15 protein-coding genes and 2 pseudogenes are annotated in these 18012 nt (G+C 74.4%); 14 read left to right on the top strand and 3 right to left on the bottom strand.

The features are described from left to right. Window positions 1-331 precede the first annotated feature (331 nt). Entirely contained in the window at window positions 332-2119 is a 1788-nt protein-coding gene (locus ABD352_RS19515) for a hypothetical protein (protein ID WP_344613835.1), read from the bottom strand. On the opposite strand from ABD352_RS19515, the gene ABD352_RS19510 reads away from it, so the two are divergent. Then, window positions 2069-3199 (top strand): tetratricopeptide repeat protein, encoded by a 1131-nt coding sequence (locus ABD352_RS19510; protein ID WP_344613834.1) that lies wholly within the window; start codon window positions 2069-2071, stop codon window positions 3197-3199. The two genes, ABD352_RS19515 and ABD352_RS19510, sit on opposite strands and share 51 nt — an antisense overlap. Further along, window positions 3196-4188 carry an HAD-IIA family hydrolase gene (locus tag ABD352_RS19505; protein ID WP_344613833.1) on the top strand — a complete coding sequence of 331 codons (993 nt, stop codon included), beginning with the start codon at window positions 3196-3198 and terminating at the stop codon, window positions 4186-4188. The genes ABD352_RS19510 and ABD352_RS19505 overlap by 4 nt, the downstream gene beginning before the upstream one ends. A gap of 96 nt (window positions 4189-4284) precedes the next feature. Here the strand turns inward: ABD352_RS19505 and ABD352_RS19500 are convergent, their stop codons facing one another. Further along, window positions 4285-4623 carry an SCP2 sterol-binding domain-containing protein gene (locus ABD352_RS19500; protein ID WP_344613832.1) on the bottom strand — a complete coding sequence of 113 codons (339 nt, stop codon included), beginning with the start codon at window positions 4621-4623 and terminating at the stop codon, window positions 4285-4287. Window positions 4624-4732: 109 nt separating this feature from the next. On the opposite strand from ABD352_RS19500, the gene ABD352_RS19495 reads away from it, so the two are divergent. The 6 genes and pseudogenes from ABD352_RS19495 to ABD352_RS57655 form a co-directional block, all read left to right on the top strand. Next, window positions 4733-5353, top strand: coding sequence for a phasin family protein (locus tag ABD352_RS19495; protein WP_344613831.1), 621 nt, complete (start codon window positions 4733-4735; stop codon window positions 5351-5353). Next, window positions 5350-5568, top strand: a complete 219-nt coding sequence (locus ABD352_RS19490) for a hypothetical protein (RefSeq protein WP_344613830.1) — start codon at window positions 5350-5352, stop codon at window positions 5566-5568. The genes ABD352_RS19495 and ABD352_RS19490 overlap by 4 nt, the downstream gene beginning before the upstream one ends. 22 nt (window positions 5569-5590) lie before the next feature. Then, the gene (locus ABD352_RS19485; protein WP_344613829.1) at window positions 5591-6391 is read left to right on the top strand and encodes a TlyA family RNA methyltransferase; all 801 of its coding nucleotides are present in this window, start codon (window positions 5591-5593) and stop codon (window positions 6389-6391) included. Beyond that, window positions 6388-7281 (top strand): NAD kinase, encoded by an 894-nt coding sequence (locus ABD352_RS19480; protein ID WP_344613828.1) that lies wholly within the window; start codon window positions 6388-6390, stop codon window positions 7279-7281. The genes ABD352_RS19485 and ABD352_RS19480 overlap by 4 nt, the downstream gene beginning before the upstream one ends. 71 nt (window positions 7282-7352) lie before the next feature. Beyond that, window positions 7353-9110 carry a DNA repair protein RecN gene (gene recN / locus ABD352_RS19475; protein WP_344613827.1) on the top strand — a complete coding sequence of 586 codons (1758 nt, stop codon included), beginning with the start codon at window positions 7353-7355 and terminating at the stop codon, window positions 9108-9110. A gap of 100 nt (window positions 9111-9210) precedes the next feature. After that, window positions 9211-9660: pseudogene (locus ABD352_RS57655) on the top strand (DedA family protein); the annotation flags it as partial. A gap of 114 nt (window positions 9661-9774) precedes the next feature. Here the strand turns inward: ABD352_RS57655 and ABD352_RS57650 are convergent. Next, on the bottom strand, window positions 9775-9993 hold the full coding sequence (locus tag ABD352_RS57650; RefSeq protein ID WP_425553571.1) for a PASTA domain-containing protein: 219 nt from the start codon (window positions 9991-9993) through the stop codon (window positions 9775-9777). Between the two features lie 207 nt (window positions 9994-10200). Here ABD352_RS57650 and steA point away from each other — a divergent pair, with 207 nt between their 5' ends. From steA to ABD352_RS19440, 6 genes and pseudogenes are all read left to right on the top strand, one after another. After that, window positions 10201-11373: a putative cytokinetic ring protein SteA gene (steA, locus tag ABD352_RS19465; RefSeq protein WP_344613825.1), complete on the top strand. Its 1173-nt coding sequence runs from the start codon at window positions 10201-10203 to the stop codon at window positions 11371-11373. A gap of 15 nt (window positions 11374-11388) precedes the next feature. Beyond that, the gene (locus ABD352_RS19460; RefSeq protein WP_344613824.1) at window positions 11389-12336 is read left to right on the top strand and encodes a copper transporter; all 948 of its coding nucleotides are present in this window, start codon (window positions 11389-11391) and stop codon (window positions 12334-12336) included. Between the two features lie 7 nt (window positions 12337-12343). Further along, window positions 12344-13114, top strand: a pseudogene (locus ABD352_RS19455) (hypothetical protein); the annotation flags it as partial. 100 nt (window positions 13115-13214) lie between these two features. After that, window positions 13215-14780, top strand: a complete 1566-nt coding sequence (murJ, locus tag ABD352_RS19450) for a murein biosynthesis integral membrane protein MurJ (RefSeq protein ID WP_344613823.1) — start codon at window positions 13215-13217, stop codon at window positions 14778-14780. Beyond that, window positions 14781-15875 carry a glycosyltransferase family 4 protein gene (locus ABD352_RS19445; protein ID WP_344613822.1) on the top strand — a complete coding sequence of 365 codons (1095 nt, stop codon included), beginning with the start codon at window positions 14781-14783 and terminating at the stop codon, window positions 15873-15875. Then, window positions 15875-18004, top strand: coding sequence for a hypothetical protein (locus ABD352_RS19440; protein ID WP_344613821.1), 2130 nt, complete (start codon window positions 15875-15877; stop codon window positions 18002-18004). The genes ABD352_RS19445 and ABD352_RS19440 overlap by 1 nt, the downstream gene beginning before the upstream one ends. The last annotated feature ends 8 nt before the right edge of the window (window positions 18005-18012 follow it).

Raw genomic sequence — 18012 nt, 5'->3', positions numbered from 1 at the left:
TCCAGCGCCGATGGTACTGCACCCGAGAGAGTGTGGGAGAGTAGGACGCCGCCGGACAAACTTTCGATCGAGGGTCGCCCCGTTGGGCGGCCCTCGACTCGTTTTAGCCGGGTCGAGCGTATGTGACGCACCCCGGTCGGGAAGGATGAAAGCCGTGAACGCTTCGCCAGAAAACGGCAACGGCCAGGACGGCCCGCGGCGGCCGCGCCGCGACGACGACAGGCCGGCCCGCGGGCGGGATGACCGTCCGGGTGGTTTCCGCGACGGCCGGGGTGACCGGTCGGGTGGTTTCCGCGATGGCGGCCGGGGCGACGGGCCGCGCGGCGACCGTTCACGCGATGACCGGCCCCGCTCGGGGTTCCGGGACAGCAGTGGCGGTGGTGACCGTCCGCGCGGCGGGTTCCGCGACGGTGGCCGGGACGACCGCCCGCGCGGTGGCTTCCGCGACGGCGACCGTGACGGCCGGCAGGGTGGCTTCCGCGACGGTGGCCGGGATGACCGGCCGCGTGGCGGGTTCCGCGAGGGTGGTCCCCGGCACGGCGAAGGTGGCGACCGTCCGCGTGGAGGATTCCGCGACGGTGGTCCCCGGCACGGCGAAGGTGGCGACCGTCCGCGTGGAGGATTCCGCGACGGTGGCCGGGACGACCGCCCGCGTGGCGGGTTCCGCGAGGGTGGTCCCCGGCACGGCGAAGGTGGCGACCGTCCGCGTGGAGGCTTCCGCGACGGTGGCCGCGACGACCGCCCGCGTGGCGGGTTCCGCGAGGGTGGTCCCCGGCACGGCGAAGGTGGCGACCGTCCGCGTGGAGGCTTCCGCGACGGTGGCCGCGACGACCGGCCGCGCGGTGGTTTCCGCGAGGGTGGCGACCGTCCCCGTGGTGGTTTCCGCGACGGCGACCGCGACGGCCGGCAGGGTGGTTTCCGCGAGGGAGGCCGGGGTGACCGGCCGGGTGGTTTCCGCGACGGTGGCCGGGACGACCGGCCGCGCGGTGGGTTCCGCGAGGGTGGCGACCGTCCGCGTGGCGGGTACCGCGATGGCGAGGACCGGCCGCGGCGTACGTTCCGCGATGGAGACCGGCCGGGTGGCTTCCGTGACGGCGGCCGCGGCGACGGTCCGTCGGGTGGCTTCCGCGATCGCGGCGACCGTCCGTCCGGCGGGTTCCGTGACCGTGACCGTGGCGACCGCCCGACTGGTGGTGGCTTCCGCGACGGGGGCCGCGAAGGCTACGTGTCCCGCGGCGACCGGCCGCGCGAGGGGTTCCGCGATCGTGGGGACCGGCCGCAGCGCGATGGCGACCGTCCGTCTGGCGGGTTCCGGGACCGTGACCGTGGGGACCGTCCGTCCGGTGGGTTCCGCGACCGCGATCGTGGCGACCGGCCCACTGGTGGTGGCTTCCGCGACCGCGGTGACCGTCCGTCCGGTGGGTTCCGTGACCGTGACCGTGGCGACCGCCCGACTGGCGGCGGCTTCCGTGACCGTGGCGACCGCCCTACTGGTGGTGGCTTCCGTGACCGTGACCGTGGCGACCGCCCGACTGGTGGTGGCTTCCGCGATCGTGGGGACCGTCCGTCCGGTGGGTTCCGTGACCGTGGCGACCGCCCCACTGGTGGTGGCTTCCGTGACCGTGACCGTGGCGACCGCCCCACTGGTGGTGGCTCCCGCGATCGTGGGGACCGTCCGTCCGGTGGGTTCCGTGACCGTGACCGTGGCGACCGCCCTACCGGCGGTGGCTTCCGCGACCGTGACCGCGGGGACCGGCCCGGCGGCTTCCGGGACGGGGAGCGCGGAGAGCGCGGGAACCGGCCCGGGTACCGCGACCGGGACGCCGGCGAGCGCGGTGGCGGCTTCCAGCGGCCCGAGGGGCTGCGGCGTAGCGACTCCGGCGGGTACCGGCCGCGGACCAGCGACCCCGGGTTCGTCAGCACCGAGCAGGAGGGCGAGGAGAGCGTCAGCCGGGTCGCCGATCCGGTGCTCGCCGACGACATCGTGGCCTCGGAGCTTGATCGGGAGGTGCGGGCCGAGCTGAGCTCGCTCGCGCGGCCCGTGGCCGAAGAGGTGGCGCGGCGGCTCGTGGCGGCCGGGCAGCTGATCGACGAGGACCCCGAGCTGGCGCTGGCGCACGCGCTGGTGGCGCGGCGGAAGGCGTCGCGGATCGCGGTCGTGCGGGAGGCGGCGGGGCTCGCGGCGTACCACGCCGGGGAGTGGCAGACGGCGCTGGGTGAGCTGCGGACGTACCACCGGATGACGGGTCGGCAGACGCACATCGCGGTGATCGCGGACTGCGAGCGGGCGCTCGAGCGGCCGGAGAAGGCCATCGACCTGTTCCGCACCGCGGACCGGGAGGCGCTGTCGGCCGAGGAGATCGTGGAGCTGCTCATCGTGGCCGCCGGGGCCCGCGGGGACCTCGGTCAGCACGACGCGGCGGTGGCGATGCTGCAGGTGCGCGAGCTGACCTCGGCGCCGGAGGCGCCGTGGGCGGCGCGGCTGCGGTACGCGTACGCCGATGCGCTGCTGCGGGCCGGGCGCCGGGAAGAGGCGCGGGAGTGGTTCGCCCGGGCCGCGGACCTCGACGAGGACCTGCGCACCGACGCGGCCGAGCGGCTGCTGGAGCTCGACGGGATCACCCTGGACGGCGACACGGACGACGACGAGGACGCCGAGGGCGAGGACGCCGGCCAGGAGCAGGCGCGCGGCGACTACGACGACGCGGACGAGGACGACGACGAAGGCGACGAGGACGACGACTACGACGACGGGGAAGACGACGACCTCGACGACGAAGACGACGACCGCGACGACGACGAGGACGACGACCGCGACGACGACGAGGACGACGACCGCGACGAGGACGACCTCGACGACGAAGACGACGAAGATGATGACGACGACTACGACGATGAAGACGACGTAGACGACGACGATGACGATGACTACGACGACGAGGACGATGAGGACTACGACGACGTAGACGACGAGCGCGACGGCGACGGCGGCGAAGACGACGACCCGGACGAGGACGAGGGCGAGGGCGACGAGCCGCGCGACCCGGACCTGGCCGCCGGCGACGACGAGCGCGACGGCGATTTCGTCGAGAACGACGCCGACGCCGAAACCGACGCCGCACAAGACGCCGGGGACGACAAGGACGCCGAGGGCGACAAGGACGGCGCCAAGGGCGGAAACGAGAAGGGGAAGGCGTGACCGCAGCAGGGGACGACCTGGTCGGGCACTACGACCTTGTGATCTTCGATCTCGATGGGGTGCTGTACCTCGTCGACCAGGTCATCCCGGGCGCGGCTGAGGCCTGCGCCAGGCTGCGGGAGCGGGGCATCCCCAGCGCGTACGCGACCAACAACGCCTCCCGGCTGCCCGGGGACGTGGCGGCCCTGCTCACTCGGATCGGCATCCCGGCCGAGGCGGGCGAGGTCGTCACGTCGGCCCACGCGACCGCGCTGCTGATGGCGGAGCGGTACCCGGCCGGGACGCCGGTGCTCGTGCTCGGGGCGCCGGCGCTGCGCGAGGAGGTCGTCTCCGCCGGGCTCACGCCGGTGACCGAGGCCGAGCAGGCGCGGGTCGTCGTCCAGGGGTACGGCCCGGACGTGCGCATGCGGGACCTGGGCGACGCCGCCGTGGCCATCCGCGGCGGCGCGGACTGGATCGCGACCAACGCCGACAAGACGCTGCCGTCGCCGCGGGGGCCGCTGCCGGGCAACGGTTCCCTGGTCGTGGCGATGGCCACGGCGCTGGGGCGCCAGCCCGACGCGATCGTCGGCAAGCCGGACCCGGGGCTGTTCCTGGAGGCGGCCCGCGAGCGGGGCGCCCAGCGGCCGCTCGTGGTCGGGGACCGGCTCGACACCGACATCGAGGGCGCGTACCGGGCCGGCATGGACAGCCTGCTCGTGCTGACCGGCGTGTCCGACGCGACCGAGCTGCTGGCGGCTCCGGTGGAGCGGCGGCCCACGTTCGTCGCCGAGGACCTCTCGGGGCTGTTCGAGGCTCACGCGGTACCGCAGGAATCGCAATGGCAGGTCACGGACCGCGATGGGGGTTGGGAGCTCGCGGGGGACGGACGCCGGGTCGACGCCCTCATGGCGCTGTGCCGGGTGGCGTGGGCGGCCGGGGAGGTGCGCCCGGTGACGGGGGCCGACGAGGCCGCTCAGGCAGCGCTGAAGTGGCTCAAGCTCGGGTAACGCGAAGAGCTCGGTAACGCGAAGAGCCGGGTAACGCGAAGAGCCAGGTAACGCGAAGACTTCGGGGAACGCGAAGAGCCGGGTAACGCAGCTGGTTCAGAGCAGCTTGCGCAGCTTCAGCAGGTCGAGCATGCCGGCTTCGATTTTGATGCGGCCACTGGTCCAGGCCGACATCACGTTGAGCTGGCCGTTGACCAGCTCGACCAGGTCGTCGCTGGACGACGTGAGCTTGATCTTGGCGCGCGGGTCGTCGCCGTCGGTGAGGCCGGAGAGCTGCCCGTCCTTGAGCTGGCCGTGGAAGGCGATGCCGAGGTCGGTGACGCGGCAGGCCAGGGACCGGTCGAAGTCGAGCTTCTCCCGGGCCTCGGCGGCCTTGGCCGCCAGGCGCTCCGCCAGCTTCAGCAGCGCGGCGCGACAGTCCTCAACCGTTGCCATGGCGTGCATCCCCGTCTCCGTGCGGTTGCGTGGAATGTGACGGTACCGTACGGCGCCCAGGCTCGCCCGGTAGCGTGATGGCGTACACCACTTGGAGGAGTGACGCAATATGGCGCAGGAAGCATGGCGGGCGTATCTGGAGCTTGCCTACGGCATGACCGAGGCCACCACCAAGAAGGCGACCAAGACGGTCCGGCGCCTGGTCGGCAAGAGTGGCGCCACCGCGGAGCAGCTGCAGGCGATGGCCGAGGACCTGCTGAAGGCCGGGTCGGCCAACCGTGAGGCGCTGACGAAGCTGGTGCGCTACGAGCTGGACCGGGCGCTCGGCGCCGTCGGCCTGGCCACCGCGGAGGAGGTGGCGTCGCTGACCTCCCGCGTGCACGAGCTCGAGGCGCAGCTCAAGGAGGCGACCGTGAACGCGGTGGCGCCGGCGCACGAGCCCGCGCCGCCGGTCGGGGCCGAGGCGATCGTCGAGGAGCCGGCCGCGGTGAAGACGGCCGTGGCGAAGAAGACCGTGGCCAAGAAGACGGTGGCCAAGAAGACGGCACCGGCCGCGCCCGCCCCCGAGCCCGTGGCGGCCGCGCCGGCGAAGAAGGCGGCCCCGGCGCGCAAGGCCGCGGCGAAGAAGGCGATCGAGACCGTGCATCAGGCGGCGATGGACGCCGGGCCGGCCTCGGCCAAGCTGCCAGTGAAGAAGACCACTCGCGCGCCCCGTAAGACCGCGTCATGACGGCCCCGGTGCCTGGTGGCGGCCCCCGCCCGGGTCCGGTGCCAGGCCCGGCGCCGATGCCCGGGCCGCCCGGCGCGGGCGTGCTCGGGCGGGTCGAGGCGGCAGTAGCGGCCTTGGGCGATGTACCGTCGCTTCCGCTGCGGCAGCAGGTGTCGGTGTACGCCGACGCCCACCGCACGCTGCAGGAGACGCTGGGCACGATCGAGGAACGCTGAGCTTTCAGGGAGCTGCTGGCAGATGGCGCGCCGGAACCGACTCGACGCCGAGCTGGTGCGCCGTGGGCTGGCCCGCTCCAGGGAGCAGGCGGCCGCGCTGATCGCCGCGGGGCGCGTGGAGGTGCGGGGCACGGCCGCGGCCAAGGCGGCGGCCCAGGTGGACCCGGCGGACCCGGTCCGGGTGCTGGAGTCGGCGGAGGACGAGTACGTGTCGCGGGGCGGGCACAAGCTCGCCGGTGCGCTGGACGCGTTCGCCGCGCTGGGCGTGCAGGGGCGTCGCTGCCTCGACGCGGGCGCCTCGACCGGCGGGTTCACCGACGTGCTGCTGCGCCGCGGTGCGGCCTCGGTGGCGGCGGTCGACGTGGGGTACGGCCAGATCGCCTGGTCGTTGCGGACGGACCCGCGGGTGCAGGTCATCGAGCGGACCAACGTGCGCACCCTGACGCCCGAGCAGATCGGCGGCGCGTGCGAGCTTACCGTGGCCGACCTGTCCTTCATCTCGCTGCGCCTGGTGTTGCCGGCGCTGGCGGCCTGCACGGGCCCGGACGGGGACCTCGTGCCGATGGTGAAGCCGCAGTTCGAGGTGGGGCGGGAGGCGCTGGGCGACCGCGGGGTGGTGCGCGAGCCGGAGCTGCGCGCCGCGGCGGTGCTCGACGTGGCCGCCGCGGCCGCCGGGCTGGGCCTCGGGGTGGCCGGCGTGGCGCGCAGCCCCCTGCCGGGGCCGCAGGGCAACGTGGAGTTCTTCCTGTGGCTGCGGCGCGACGCACCGCCCGTCGACCCGGCCGCGGTGCACGACGTCGTCGCGGAGGGGGGAGCCGGATGAACGCGCGCGAGGCGCTGCTGGTGACGCACACCGGCAAGGCCAGCAACAACGACCATGCCCGGACCGTCGCGGCGGACCTGCTCGACAACGGCTTCACGGTGCGGGTGCTCGCCGAGGAGGCGGCCGAGCTGGCCATCCCGCGGGCCGTGCCGGTCTCCGGCGAGCAGGCCGCGGAGGGGGTCGAGATCGTCTTCGCCCTCGGCGGCGACGGCACGCTGCTGCGCGCGGCCGAGCTGGCCCGGCCGGCGAAGGCGCCGCTGCTGGGGATCAACCTGGGCAAGGTCGGGTTCCTGGCCGAGGCCGAGATCGGCGACGTCGACAAGGCGGTCCGGGAGGTCGTCGAGGGCACGTACACCGTCGATGAGCGGCTCACCATCGACGTCACCGCCGAGCACGCCGGGCGGCCGGTCGGCAACTCGTGGGCGCTCAACGAGGCCACCGTCGAGAAGGGCGCCCGGGAGAAGATGCTGGAGCTGCTCGTCGAGGTCGACGGGCGGCCGTTGTCGCGGTACGGCTGCGACGGCGTGGTCTGCGCCACCCCGACGGGCTCGACGGCCTACGCCTTCTCGGCCGGCGGGCCGGTCGTGTGGCCGGAGCTGGAGGCCCTGCTGCTGGTGCCGATCTCGGCCCACGCGCTGTTCAGCCGGCCCCTGGTGATCTCGCCGGACTCGACGATCACGATCAACGTGGAGCCCTTCACCAGCTTCGCGCTGCTGTCCTGCGACGGCCGGCGGGTGATGGACCTCGCGCCGGGCTCCACGGTGACGGTACGGCGGGGAGCCCTCCCCGTCCGCGTGGTCCGCCTGCGTGAGCGTCCCTTCACCGACCGTCTCGTGGCGAAGTTCGGCCTCCCCGTCGAGGGGTGGCGGCACCAGAAACGGCACGCTTGAGCACGCCATAAGCGCGACATTTACTACGGCCGAGTGGAGAACTGTCATACCCCGCGGCTAGTGTTCCTCACGTGCTGGAGGAACTCCGCATTACCGGACTGGGCGTGATCGAAGACGCCACCCTGCCCCTCGGCCCGGGCCTCACGGTCATCACGGGCGAGACCGGCGCGGGCAAGACCATGGTCGTGACGAGCCTCAACCTGCTCTTCGGCGGCCGCGCCGACGCGGGGAGGGTGCGCGCCGACCCGGGCCGCGCCACCGTCGACGGGCGGCTGACCCTGCCCAGGCACGTGCGGGCCGCGGTGGAGAGCCGCATCGCCGACGCCGGCGCGGAGGTCGACGACGACGGCACGCTGCTCATGAGCCGCACGCTGACCGCCGAGGGCCGTTCCCGGGCCCACGTCGGCGGGCGCACCGTGCCGGTGTCGCTGCTGACCGAGGTCGGTGAGCGGGTGTTCGCCCTGCATGGGCAGTCCGACCAGCTGCGGCTGCTGCGCCCCGCCGAGCAGCGGGCGGCGCTGGACCGCTACGCCGGGCCGGAGCACGAGAAGCTGCTCGGGCAGTTCACCGAGCTCTACACCCGGTGGCGGGCCGTCGAGGACGACCTGGCCGACCGGCGGGCCAACGCGCGGCAGCGCACCCAGGAGGCCGAGCTGCTGCGGCTGGGCCTCGACGAGATCAGCCGGGTCGACCCGCAGCCGGGCGAGGACGAGCTGCTGCGCGAGGAGGCCCAGCGGCTGGAGCACGTCGAGGGCCTGCGCACGGCCGCCCAGCTGGCCCACGTGGCGCTGTCGGGCACCGGCGACGGCGAGGACGTGCCCGACGTGCTGGGCCTCATCGCGACCGCCCGGCGGACCCTGGAGGCGCAGACCGGCGTCGACCGGGTGCTGGGCGAGCTGGCCGCCCGCCTCGACGAGGTGGCGACGCTGGCCGGCGACGTGTCGACCGAGCTGGGCACCTACCTGGCGTCGCTGGACGCCGACCCGGGCCGGCTGCAGGAGATCTACGAGCGGCGGGCGGCGCTGCGGGCGCTCACCCGCAAGTACGCCGAGGACGTCGACGGGGTGGTGGCCTGGGCCGACCGCGCCCGCACCCGCCTGGCCGAGCTGGACACCTCCGACGAGCTGCTCGACGAGCTGGACCGGGAGCGGCAGCGGCTGCACGGCGAGGTGGCCGACCTGGCGGCGGTGCTGTCCGCGGCCCGGCAGGAGGCGGCCGGACGGTTCGCCGCCGACGTCACCGTCGAGCTGGCCGGCCTGGCGATGCCGCACGCGCGGATCGAGGTGGTCGTGGTGCCGAAGCCGGCCGGCAGCGGGCCGACGATCCCGACCGCGTCCGGGGTGGACAGCGGCGTCGGGCCGGACGGCGGCGACGACATCGAGCTGCGGCTCCTGCCGCACCCGGGCGCGCCGGCGCAGCCGCTGCAGAAGGGCGCGTCGGGCGGCGAGCTGTCGCGGGTCATGCTGGCCATCGAGGTCGTGTTCGCGGGGGCCGGGGGCCCTCCGACGCTGGTCTTCGACGAGGTCGACTCCGGCGTCGGCGGGACGGCCGCGGTCGAGATCGGCAAGCGGCTGGCCCGGCTGGCGCGGGAGCACCAGGTGCTGGTGGTGACGCACCTGCCGCAGGTGGCGGCGTTCGCCGACCGTCACCTGGTCGTGGCGAAGGACACCAGCGGGGCGGTGACCACCTCCGGGGTCCGGGTGGTGGAGCACACGGACCGGGCGAGGGAGCTGGCCCGGATGCTGGCCGGCCTGCCGGACTCCGACCTGGGCATCGCCCACGCGGAGGAACTGCTCTCTGTCGCCGACCGCGAGAAGACGAGGGCCTGAGCGGGCCTGCGGGGGCTGGGGAGGGGTCTGCGCTCTGCCGGCCCCTCACGGATTGACTGCCGTTCATTGACCGTTTGAGCTGCCGCTCTACGGTTTGATCGTGGTGGATGCGGTCGCCGGGTCGCCGTGGGTGTTGCTGGTGGTGTTCGTCGTCGCCGGGCTTGACGCCATCGTTCCGCTTTCGCCCAGTGAGTCCACGCTGATCGCTGTTTCGGTGCTCGCCGGGAGCACGGGGGAGCCGCGCATCCTTCTGGTGATCGCCGCGGCGGCTTCCGGGGCGTTCGCCGGGGATCTGCTGTCCTACCGGATCGGGGTCCGGGCCGGACCCGGGGTGCTGCGGCGGCTGCAGGGCAAGACCCGGGGGCTGGCCGCGTACCACTGGGCGCGCAGGACGCTGCGCAGCCGGGGTGGGCAGGTGCTGGTCTTCGCCAGGTACCTGCCCGGCGGGCGCTCGGCCTCGGCGCTCGCCGCCGGGGTGGTCGGGTACCCGGCGGGGCGCTTTCAGGCCTGGACGGCGCTCGGGGTGAGCCTCTGGGCCTCGATGGCCGGGCTCATCGGGTACTGCTGCGGGATCTACTTCGAGGGCAAGCCTTGGAAGGCGCTGCTGTTCGCCTACGCGGGGGCGGCGGCGCTGCTGCTGTTCGCCGAGGCCTTCCGGCGCTTCTCAGCGCCGGCCGACCAGGAGGTTGACCCTCGTGCCGACGGGGGCGACGGTCATGGCGAGGGTGGACTGCTCGAGCACGATCATCGTGCCGGCCGGGCCGATCTCGCGGATCACCCCGAGTTCGAGGCCGGCGGCTCGTAGCGCGGCGGTCGCCTCGGCCGGGGTCTTGCCGGCGAGGTTGGGCACGCGGGTCAGGCGGATCGACGATAATGTTTCCATCTGGCGACTCCTCACGATGGACCCCTGTGCTGACTTGAGGCAGCCGGGCGGGTCGTAAATACGCCTCGTAGGTGTCAACTGCGTGACACCGCGCGGACGTTCGGCAGGGTGACCGGCGTCACGCTGAAACGTGAAATGGGGCGTACCACCTGGTCGTGGACATGTCGCGCACGGCTTTCGGCGTCTGTCCATGCCAGGATGGTTGTGATGCGACTTCCAACCTTGCGCCGCACCCGGCCCGCCGAGCCGGGTGTCATCGCTGGCGTCGTGCGGCTCGATCGGCGGACGAAGCGCCTGGTGGGGCGCCTTCGGCCGGGGGACATCGCGGTCATCGACCACGTGGACCTCGACCGGGTGGCGGCCGACTCGCTGGCCGCCTCCGGAGTGGCGGCCGTGCTCAACGCGAAGCCGTCGGTGTCGGGGCGGTATCCGAACCTCGGGCCCGAGGGGTTGATCAAGGCCGGCGTCCCGCTCGTCGACGACCTGGGCGAGGACCTCTTCGACCGGCTCCGCGAGGGCGACTCGGTGCGCATCGACGGCGACACCGTGTACGTCGGCGAGGACGCGGTCGCCAAGGGCGTGCGCCAGGACGCCGACTCCGTGGCCGAGGCGATGGCCGACGCCCGCGAGGGGCTGTCGGTGCAGCTCGAGGCGTTCGCGGCGAACACCATGGAGTACCTCAAGCAGGAGCGGGCGCTGCTGCTCGACGGCGTCGGCGTGCCGGAGGTCCAGACCCAGATCGCGGGGCGCCACTGCCTGATCGTCGTGCGGGGGTACGACTACAAGGCCGACATCGATGTGCTGCGGCCTTACATCCGGGAGTACAAACCGGTGCTGATCGGCGTCGACGGCGGCGCGGACGCGCTGGTCGAGGCCGGGTACACGCCGGACATGATCATCGGCGACATGGACTCGGTCAGCGACGACGTGCTGCGCTGCGGTGCCGAGGTCGTCGTGCACGCCTACCCCGACGGACGGGCGCCGGGGCTGGCCCGCGTGCAGCGGCTCGGCGTCGAGGCGATCACCTTCCCGGCCGCGGCGACCAGCGAGGACATCGCGATGCTGCTGGCCGACGAGAAGGGGGCGTCGCTCCTGGTGGCGGTCGGCACCCACAACACGCTCATCGAGTTCCTCGACAAGGGCCGCGGCGGCATGGCCTCGACGTTCCTGACCCGGCTCAAGCTCGGCGGCAAGCTCGTCGATGCCAAGGGCGTCAGTAGGCTGTACCGGCAGAGCCTGTCCGGGTCGTCGCTGATCCTGCTGCTCGCCTCGGCGATCGCCGCCATGGCCGCCGCGCTCGCGGTCACCACGATCGGCCGGGCCTACCTCGGCGTCATCGCCGAGTGGTGGGACAACCTGATCTTCACGCTGTTCTCCTAGACGGGCCGCTTTCCTGTGATCAACTTCCGGTACCACGTGGTGTCGCTGGCCGCCGTGTTCCTGGCGCTCGCCATCGGCCTCGTCGTGGGGACCGCGGCGGCGAACGGGCCGCTTGCCGAGAACCTCAACGACCAGGTGAACAAGATCACCGATGAGAAGCAGCAGCTGCGCGACTCCCTCGAGCAGTCCCGGGCCGAGCTGAAGAAGAACGCCGACTTCGCCACCGAGGTGGCGCCGATGCTGCTGACCAACAAGCTGCAGAACAAGAGCGTGCTGCTCATCAAGGTCGACGGCAGCGACAGCGGCGACGTGAACACCGCCGCCGAGGGGGTCGCCGCCCTGCTCGGCACCGCCGGGGCGAAGGTCGTGGGCACCCTCACCGTCAAGGAGAAGCTCACCGCCCCGAGCAGCAGCGCGATACTGCTCGACACGGCCGAGTCCTCGGCCCCGCCGAGCATCTCCGGCGCCCTGCCCAACCAGGCCGACGGGGTCGACACCTCGGCCGCGCTGCTCGCCGCCGTGCTGGTCGGCAAGGCCGGCACGCCGCAGGTCGAGGGCACCCGCACGGTGCTGAGCGCCTACGAGTCCAACGGGTTCATCGGGCTCGACGGCGACTTCAAGGCGCCCGCCGAGGCGGTCATCATCGTGGCCGGCGCGCCGGCCACCGGCAAGGACGCCAACGACCGCAAAGCCGCCCTGCTGACCCTGACCGGCCGGTTCGACCTGGCCGGGCGGGTCGTCGTCGCCGGGCTGTCGTACGGCGGGCTGGTCTCCTCGGTGCGCGGCGACGCCTCCGTCGCCAAGTCCGTCTCCACCGTCGACAACGCGGTCACCGCATATGGGCAGGTCGCCGCGGTCATGGCCCTCGTCGAGCGGTTCGGCGGCAAGACCGGTCACTACGGCATCGGCGACGGGGCGAGCGGCCTGCTGCCGAAGACGGCGAGCGTGACCAGTGGCTCGTAGTCGCGTGCTGCGGTTCGTCTCCGGCGCCCTGGCCGGTCCGGTCGGGGGCGCGGTCGCCCGGGCGGCGCTGCGGGCGCTGCAGGGCGACCCACGGCTGGAGCGCACCAACTTCCGGGGGCGCACGGTCACCCTCGCCGGCGGGCCGGCGCTCGCCCTCGGCGCGACCGCCGGGGCCGTCGTGCACCGGCCCGAGCACGCCGCGGCGACCGCGATCGCGGGGCTCGGCTCGGGCGCCGTCGGGCTCTACGACGACCTGGTCGGCGGCCGGCCCGAGCACGCGGCCAAGGGCTTCCGCGGCCACGTGGGTGCGCTGCGTGAGGGCAGGGTGACCAGCGGCCTGGTGAAGATCGCCGGGGTCGGCGCCGCCGGGCTCGCGGCCGCCGCGCTGCTGCCCCGCCGCCGCAAGGTCGACGTGCTGCTCGGGGCCGGGGTCATCGCGGGCGCGGCCAACCTGTTCAACCTCCTCGACCTGCGTCCCGGCCGGGCGCTCAAGGCGGGGCTGGTGGCCGGCACGCCGCTGGGCGCCTCGGGGCCGCTCGGTGCGGCGAGCGCGCTGCTGCCGGCGGACCTCGGCGAGGAGATCATGCTGGGCGACGCCGGGGCCAACGCGCTCGGCGCGCTGCTCGGCACCGCGTACACGGCCCGCACCGGCACGTTCGGCCGGCTGGTGGCGCTGGCCGGGATCGCGGCGCTGACCGCGGCGAGCGAGCGCGTGAGCTTCACGAAGGTCATCGAGGGCAACCCGCTGCTGAACCGCCTCGACCAGTGGGGCCGCCGGCCACTCGACGCTCCCGAGGCCGGCCCCGACCCGGAGGGCGACGCGGACGAGCGGAAGCCGCGCAAACCGTCGCCGTACCCGCGCGGGTGACACTGGGCGGGTGACGCGAAAGGTTCTGTTCGGGGCGGCGGCTCTGGTCGCCGGGCTCACCATTTTGAGCCGGCTTGCCGGTTTTGCCCGCATTCTCGTGTTCAACTCGACCGTGGGAACCACCCAGCTGGGTGACGCGTACCAGGCCGCGAACACGGTTCCGAACATCATCTTCGAGCTCGTCGCGGGCGGTGCGCTGGCCAGCCTCGTGGTGCCGCTGCTGGCCGGCAAGGACAAGGAGACCGTCGGGCGGACCGTGTCGGCGCTGCTCACCTGGGTCGTGCTCATCCTCGCGCCCGTCGCGCTGCTCGTGGCGCTGCTGGCCCACCCGCTCGTCCAGCTGCTCACCAGCGGCAAGCCGCCCGAGGTGGTCGACGCCGGGGCGGCCATGCTGCGGGTCTTCGCGCCGCAGCTGCCCCTGTACGGGGTGGGCATCGTGCTGACGGGGGCGCTGCAGACGTACCGCCGCTTCGCCTGGCCTGTCATCGCGCCGCTGCTGTCGAGCCTCACCGTCATGGGCACGTACGTCGCGTTCGGGGTGGTGGCCGGGCGCGGGATCGCGCTGAGCCACGCGACCGGTGGGCAGCTGCTGCTGCTGTCCCTCGGCACGACCGTGGCCGTGGCGGTGCTGTCGCTGTGCCTGGTCGGGCCGGTCGGGCGGCTCGGGCTGCGGATCCGGCCGCGGACCGGGCTCGACGTGCACGCGATCGCCACGCTGAAGCCCCTGGCCATCGCCGGGATCGTCACCGTCGGCACCCAGCAGCTCGTGATCGGGCTGGCCATCCGGCTGGTCAGCTACACCCCCGACGACGGGGTCATCGTCACCTACAACCTGGCCCAGACCATCTTCCTGCTGCCGTGGGCGGTGCTGGCCGTGCCGGTGGCCACCACGACGTACCCGGCGCTGGCCGAGCACGGGGCGGCCAAGGACCGGGCCGGGTTCGCCGCGGCGCTGGCGCCGGCCGTGCGCGCCGTGGTGCTGCTGTGCGGGCTCGGGGCGGCCGCGCTCATCGTGCTGGCCCGGCCGACCGCGGTGCTGCTGGCCGCGGTCGCCTCCCATCCGCCACCGGTCGATGCGCTGGCCGGCGGAATCGCCTGGTTCGCACCCGGGCTGCTCGGGTATGGGCTCTTCGCGCTGCTGTCCCGGGCGCTCTACGCCGGGGCCAACGCCTACCCGGCCGCGGCCGCCACGGCGGTGGGCTGGGGGGCCGCCGCGGCGGCGGCGCTGGGGCTCGCGGTGACGCTGCCCGTCGCCGACCGGGTGGCCGCCGTGGCCGCCGCCAACTCGGTCGGCATGCTGGTGCTGGGGGCGGCGCTGCTGGTCGCGGTCCATCGCCGGGCCGGTGCGGAGGCGTTGGCGGGCACCTGGCGTACCACCGCCGGGTCTTGTCTTTCGGCAGCGGCCGCCGTGGCCGCCGGCCTGTTCGTCCGGGCGCATCTGACAACCCCGGGTGTGGGCGGGGCCGTCGTGCAGGGCATGCTGTGCGGGGTCGTGGTGGCGGTGGTGTTCCTCGCCGGGGCAGGCGTGACGGACCGCCGAGCCCTGCAGCGACTGGTCAGGAGAAGGGACGGTTAGGTGGGCGCCCGCATCGCGTTGGTCCTCGCGTCGAGCACGGGCGGCATCGGCCGGCACGTCGGCATGCTCGCCGAAGGCCTGGTCGCACGCGGCCACCAGGTCAGCGTGCACGGGCCCGCCGACACGGACGAGCAGTTCGGCTTCGCCGCCCGAGGGGCGCGGTTCGTACCGGTGGAGATCCCGGCCAGCCCGCAGCCCGGCGACGTGCTCGCGGTCCGCGCCCTGCGCCGCTCGGTGCGCGGCGCCGACGTGATCCACGTGCACAGCCTGCGGGCCGGGCTCGTCGCCGCGCTGGCCCGCCCGGCCGGCACCCCGCTCGTCGTCACCTGGCACAACCTCGTGCTGGCCACGGGGCTTCGGGCCAAGCTCTACCACCCGCTGGAGCGGCGGGTGGCCCGGGCCGCCGACGTGACCCTCGCCGTCTCCACCGACCTCGTCGCCCGGGCCCGCGAGCTCGGCGCCCGCGACGTGCAGCTGGCCAAGGTGCCGGCGCCGGTGCCGCGGCCGATCGGCAAGGACCGCGAGGCGGTGCGCGCGGAGCTGGGCGCCGAGCCGGGGCAGCCGCTGGTACTGGCGGTGGGCCGGCTGCACCCGCAGAAGGGCTTCGAGACGCTCGTCTCCGCGGCCGCCCGCTGGCGGGACCGGGACCCCGAGCCGTTCGTGGCGATCGCCGGCAGCGGGCCGTCGTACATGTCCCTGGCCCAGCGCATCTCCGTCGAGCACGCCCCGGTGCACCTGCTCGGCTACCGCGACGACGTGCCCGACCTGCTCGGCGCGGCCGACCTCGTCGTGGCCACCAGCGTGTGGGAGGGCCAGCCGCTGTTCGTCCAGGAGACGCTGGCCGCGGGGGTACCGCTGGTCTCGACCGCCGTGGGTGGCGTCCCCGAGGTCGTCGGCGACGCCGCCCGGCTGGTCGAGCCGCACGACGTCGACGCCGTGGACGCCGCGGTCGTCGAGCTGCTCGACGACCCCGACGCGCGCGCGAAGCTGGCCCGCCGCGGGCAGGAGCGGGCCGCCACCTGGCCCACCGAGCGGGACACCATCGATCAGGTCGAGGCGGTGTACGCGCGGCTGCGCGGCCGCGGGGAGGGCTGATGCGGCACTGGCTGCATCGGTCCCTGCCGGCCCTGCTGGCGCTGCTCGCCGGCCTGCTCGGGCTGGTCGCCCTGATCCCGCGACCGGCCGCCGCCCCGGCCGCCCCGACCGCCGACTACGTGCTCATCGTCGGCGTCGCCGGGCTGCGCTGGGACGACGTCAACGCCACCGACACACCGGCGATGTGGCAGATGGCCCAGCACGGCGCCATCGGGGCGCTGTCGGTCCGCTCGGCCCGCCGGATCACCTGCGCCGGCGACGGCTGGCTGACCCTCGGGTCGGGCAACTTCGCCGTCTACACGCCCGGCGCGGTCACCCCGGCCTGCCCCGATCTCAACGTGCCGATCGCCGCCGACCAGTCCGGCGCCTCGCTGCCCGACCAGGGCGACATCGTGACCCGCAACCGCAGCCTGCACTGGGGCGCCCAGCCCGGTGCCCTGGCCGAGGGCGTGCGCTGCACCACCGCCATCGGGCCCGGGGCGGCCCTGGCCGCGGCCCGCCCGTACGGCAGGATCGACCGCTACTCCGAGACGCTGGACGACGGCCTGCTGTCGGCCTGCGCGCTCACCATGATCGACCTCGGGCAGATCGCCGGGGACGACCCCGCCTCGCGGGCCGCCAACGCCCGCCGGGTCGACGCCTCCCTCGCCTCGATCCTCGCCGCCCGCCCCGAGCGCTCGGTCGTCGTGCTGGCCGGCCTCTCCGACGTCGACGCCACCAGCAGGCTGCACGTGGCCATCGCCCAGGGCCCCGGGTTCGGCGGCGGCTGGCTCATCTCCCCGACGACGTCGCGCCCGGGCTACGTGCAGGTCGTCGACCTCGCCCCGACCGCGCTGGCAGCCCTGGACCGGCCGGTGCCCGGCAAGCTCTTCGCCGGCGGGGCCGCCTCCGAGAGCGACGGCGGCCGCCCGTCCGACGTCGCCGCGGCGGTCAGCCGGCTGGCCGACGCCGACCGGGAGGCGACCGTCCAGCGCCGGGTCGGCACCAACTTCTTCACCACCCTCGTCGTGGCCGAGCTGCTGCTGTTCCTGGCGTGCGTCCCGCTGCTGCAGCGGGCCCGGCGCCCGGCCGGGCCGCTCACCCACCGGCCCGTCCCGCGGCCGGTCGTGCGCGCCGCCGAGGTGCTGCTCATCGCCGCCTCGCTGGCCGTGTCGGCCGCGCTCGTGGCCGACCTGCTGCCCTGGTGGCGGTGGTCGCGGCCGGGCTGGGGCTTCGGCGGGGTCACCATCGGCGTGCTGGCCGTGGCCACCTTCGCCATCGCCTACCTGAGCCGGCGCAGCCGCGCGATCGCCCCGCTCGGCGGGGTGGCCACCGTTGCGGCCCTCGCGGTCGCCTTCGACGTGCTCACCGGCTCTCGGCTGCAGCTCAACGGCGTGGCCGGCTACTCGGCCGCGATCGGCGGCCGCTACGCCGGCGTCGGCGTGATCGGCCTCGGCCTGCTCGTCACCGGCGCGCTGCTCGGCGGGGCCGCGCTCGCCCAGCGGTACGAGCGGCGGTGGCGCCCGTTCGTCATGGCCGTCATCGGCGCGGTCGGCATGGTGGTCGTCGGCAGCCCGTACCTCGGCGCCGACGCCTTGGGCGCGGTGGCCCTCACCGCCGGGGTGTGCGTCGCCGCGGCGATGGCCGTCGGCGGCTGGCTCAGCATGACCCGGCTGCTGTGGGCGGGCGCGGCCGCGCTCTTCGTCACCGCCGGCTTCGCGGTGCTCGACCTCTTCCGGCCGCTCGAGCAGCGCAGCAGCGTCGGGCGCGCGCTGGTGCGCACCCAGGACGGCACCATCGGGTTCATCGCCCGCCGCATCGCCGAGGCCGACGTCGTGACCACGGTGACGAGCCCGCTCACGGTGCTCGTGCTGGGCGCCCTGGTGTACGCCACCTTCGTCCTCCTGCGCGACTGGGGCGGCGTCCGCCGGCTGCTCGGCGTGTTCCCGCCGGTGCGCGGCGCGCTGTCGGGCCTCGTCGTGGCGGCGCTGCTGGCCGGGATCGTCGAGGGCGTCTCGTTCAACGTCCTGGGGGCCGCCCTGGCCACCGCGCTGCCGCTGGTGGTGCTGTCCTGCCTGCGGGTGCTCGACCACGCCGACGACCGCAGCCAGCCCGCCCCGCGCATTCCCGAGACGGCCCTCGAGAGCTAGGGCCAACC

This window comes from Dactylosporangium salmoneum (assembly GCF_039532525.1).
Classification (GTDB): domain Bacteria; phylum Actinomycetota; class Actinomycetes; order Mycobacteriales; family Micromonosporaceae; genus Dactylosporangium; species Dactylosporangium salmoneum.
This window is presented reverse-complemented; position numbering and strand designations above follow the sequence as displayed.

Coding starts and splice junctions, on each gene's coding strand:
- ABD352_RS19500 (WP_344613832.1), bottom strand. CDS start 4,623: ATGGCAACGGTTGAGGACTGTCGCGCCGCGCTGCTGAAGCTGGCGGAG.
- ABD352_RS19495 (WP_344613831.1), top strand. CDS start 4,733: ATGGCGCAGGAAGCATGGCGGGCGTATCTGGAGCTTGCCTACGGCATG.
- ABD352_RS19490 (WP_344613830.1), top strand. CDS start 5,350: ATGACGGCCCCGGTGCCTGGTGGCGGCCCCCGCCCGGGTCCGGTGCCA.
- ABD352_RS19485 (WP_344613829.1), top strand. CDS start 5,591: ATGGCGCGCCGGAACCGACTCGACGCCGAGCTGGTGCGCCGTGGGCTG.
- ABD352_RS19480 (WP_344613828.1), top strand. CDS start 6,388: ATGAACGCGCGCGAGGCGCTGCTGGTGACGCACACCGGCAAGGCCAGC.
- ABD352_RS57650 (WP_425553571.1), bottom strand. CDS start 9,993: ATGGAAACATTATCGTCGATCCGCCTGACCCGCGTGCCCAACCTCGCC.
- steA (WP_344613825.1), top strand. CDS start 10,201: ATGCGACTTCCAACCTTGCGCCGCACCCGGCCCGCCGAGCCGGGTGTC.
- ABD352_RS19440 (WP_344613821.1), top strand. CDS start 15,875: ATGCGGCACTGGCTGCATCGGTCCCTGCCGGCCCTGCTGGCGCTGCTC.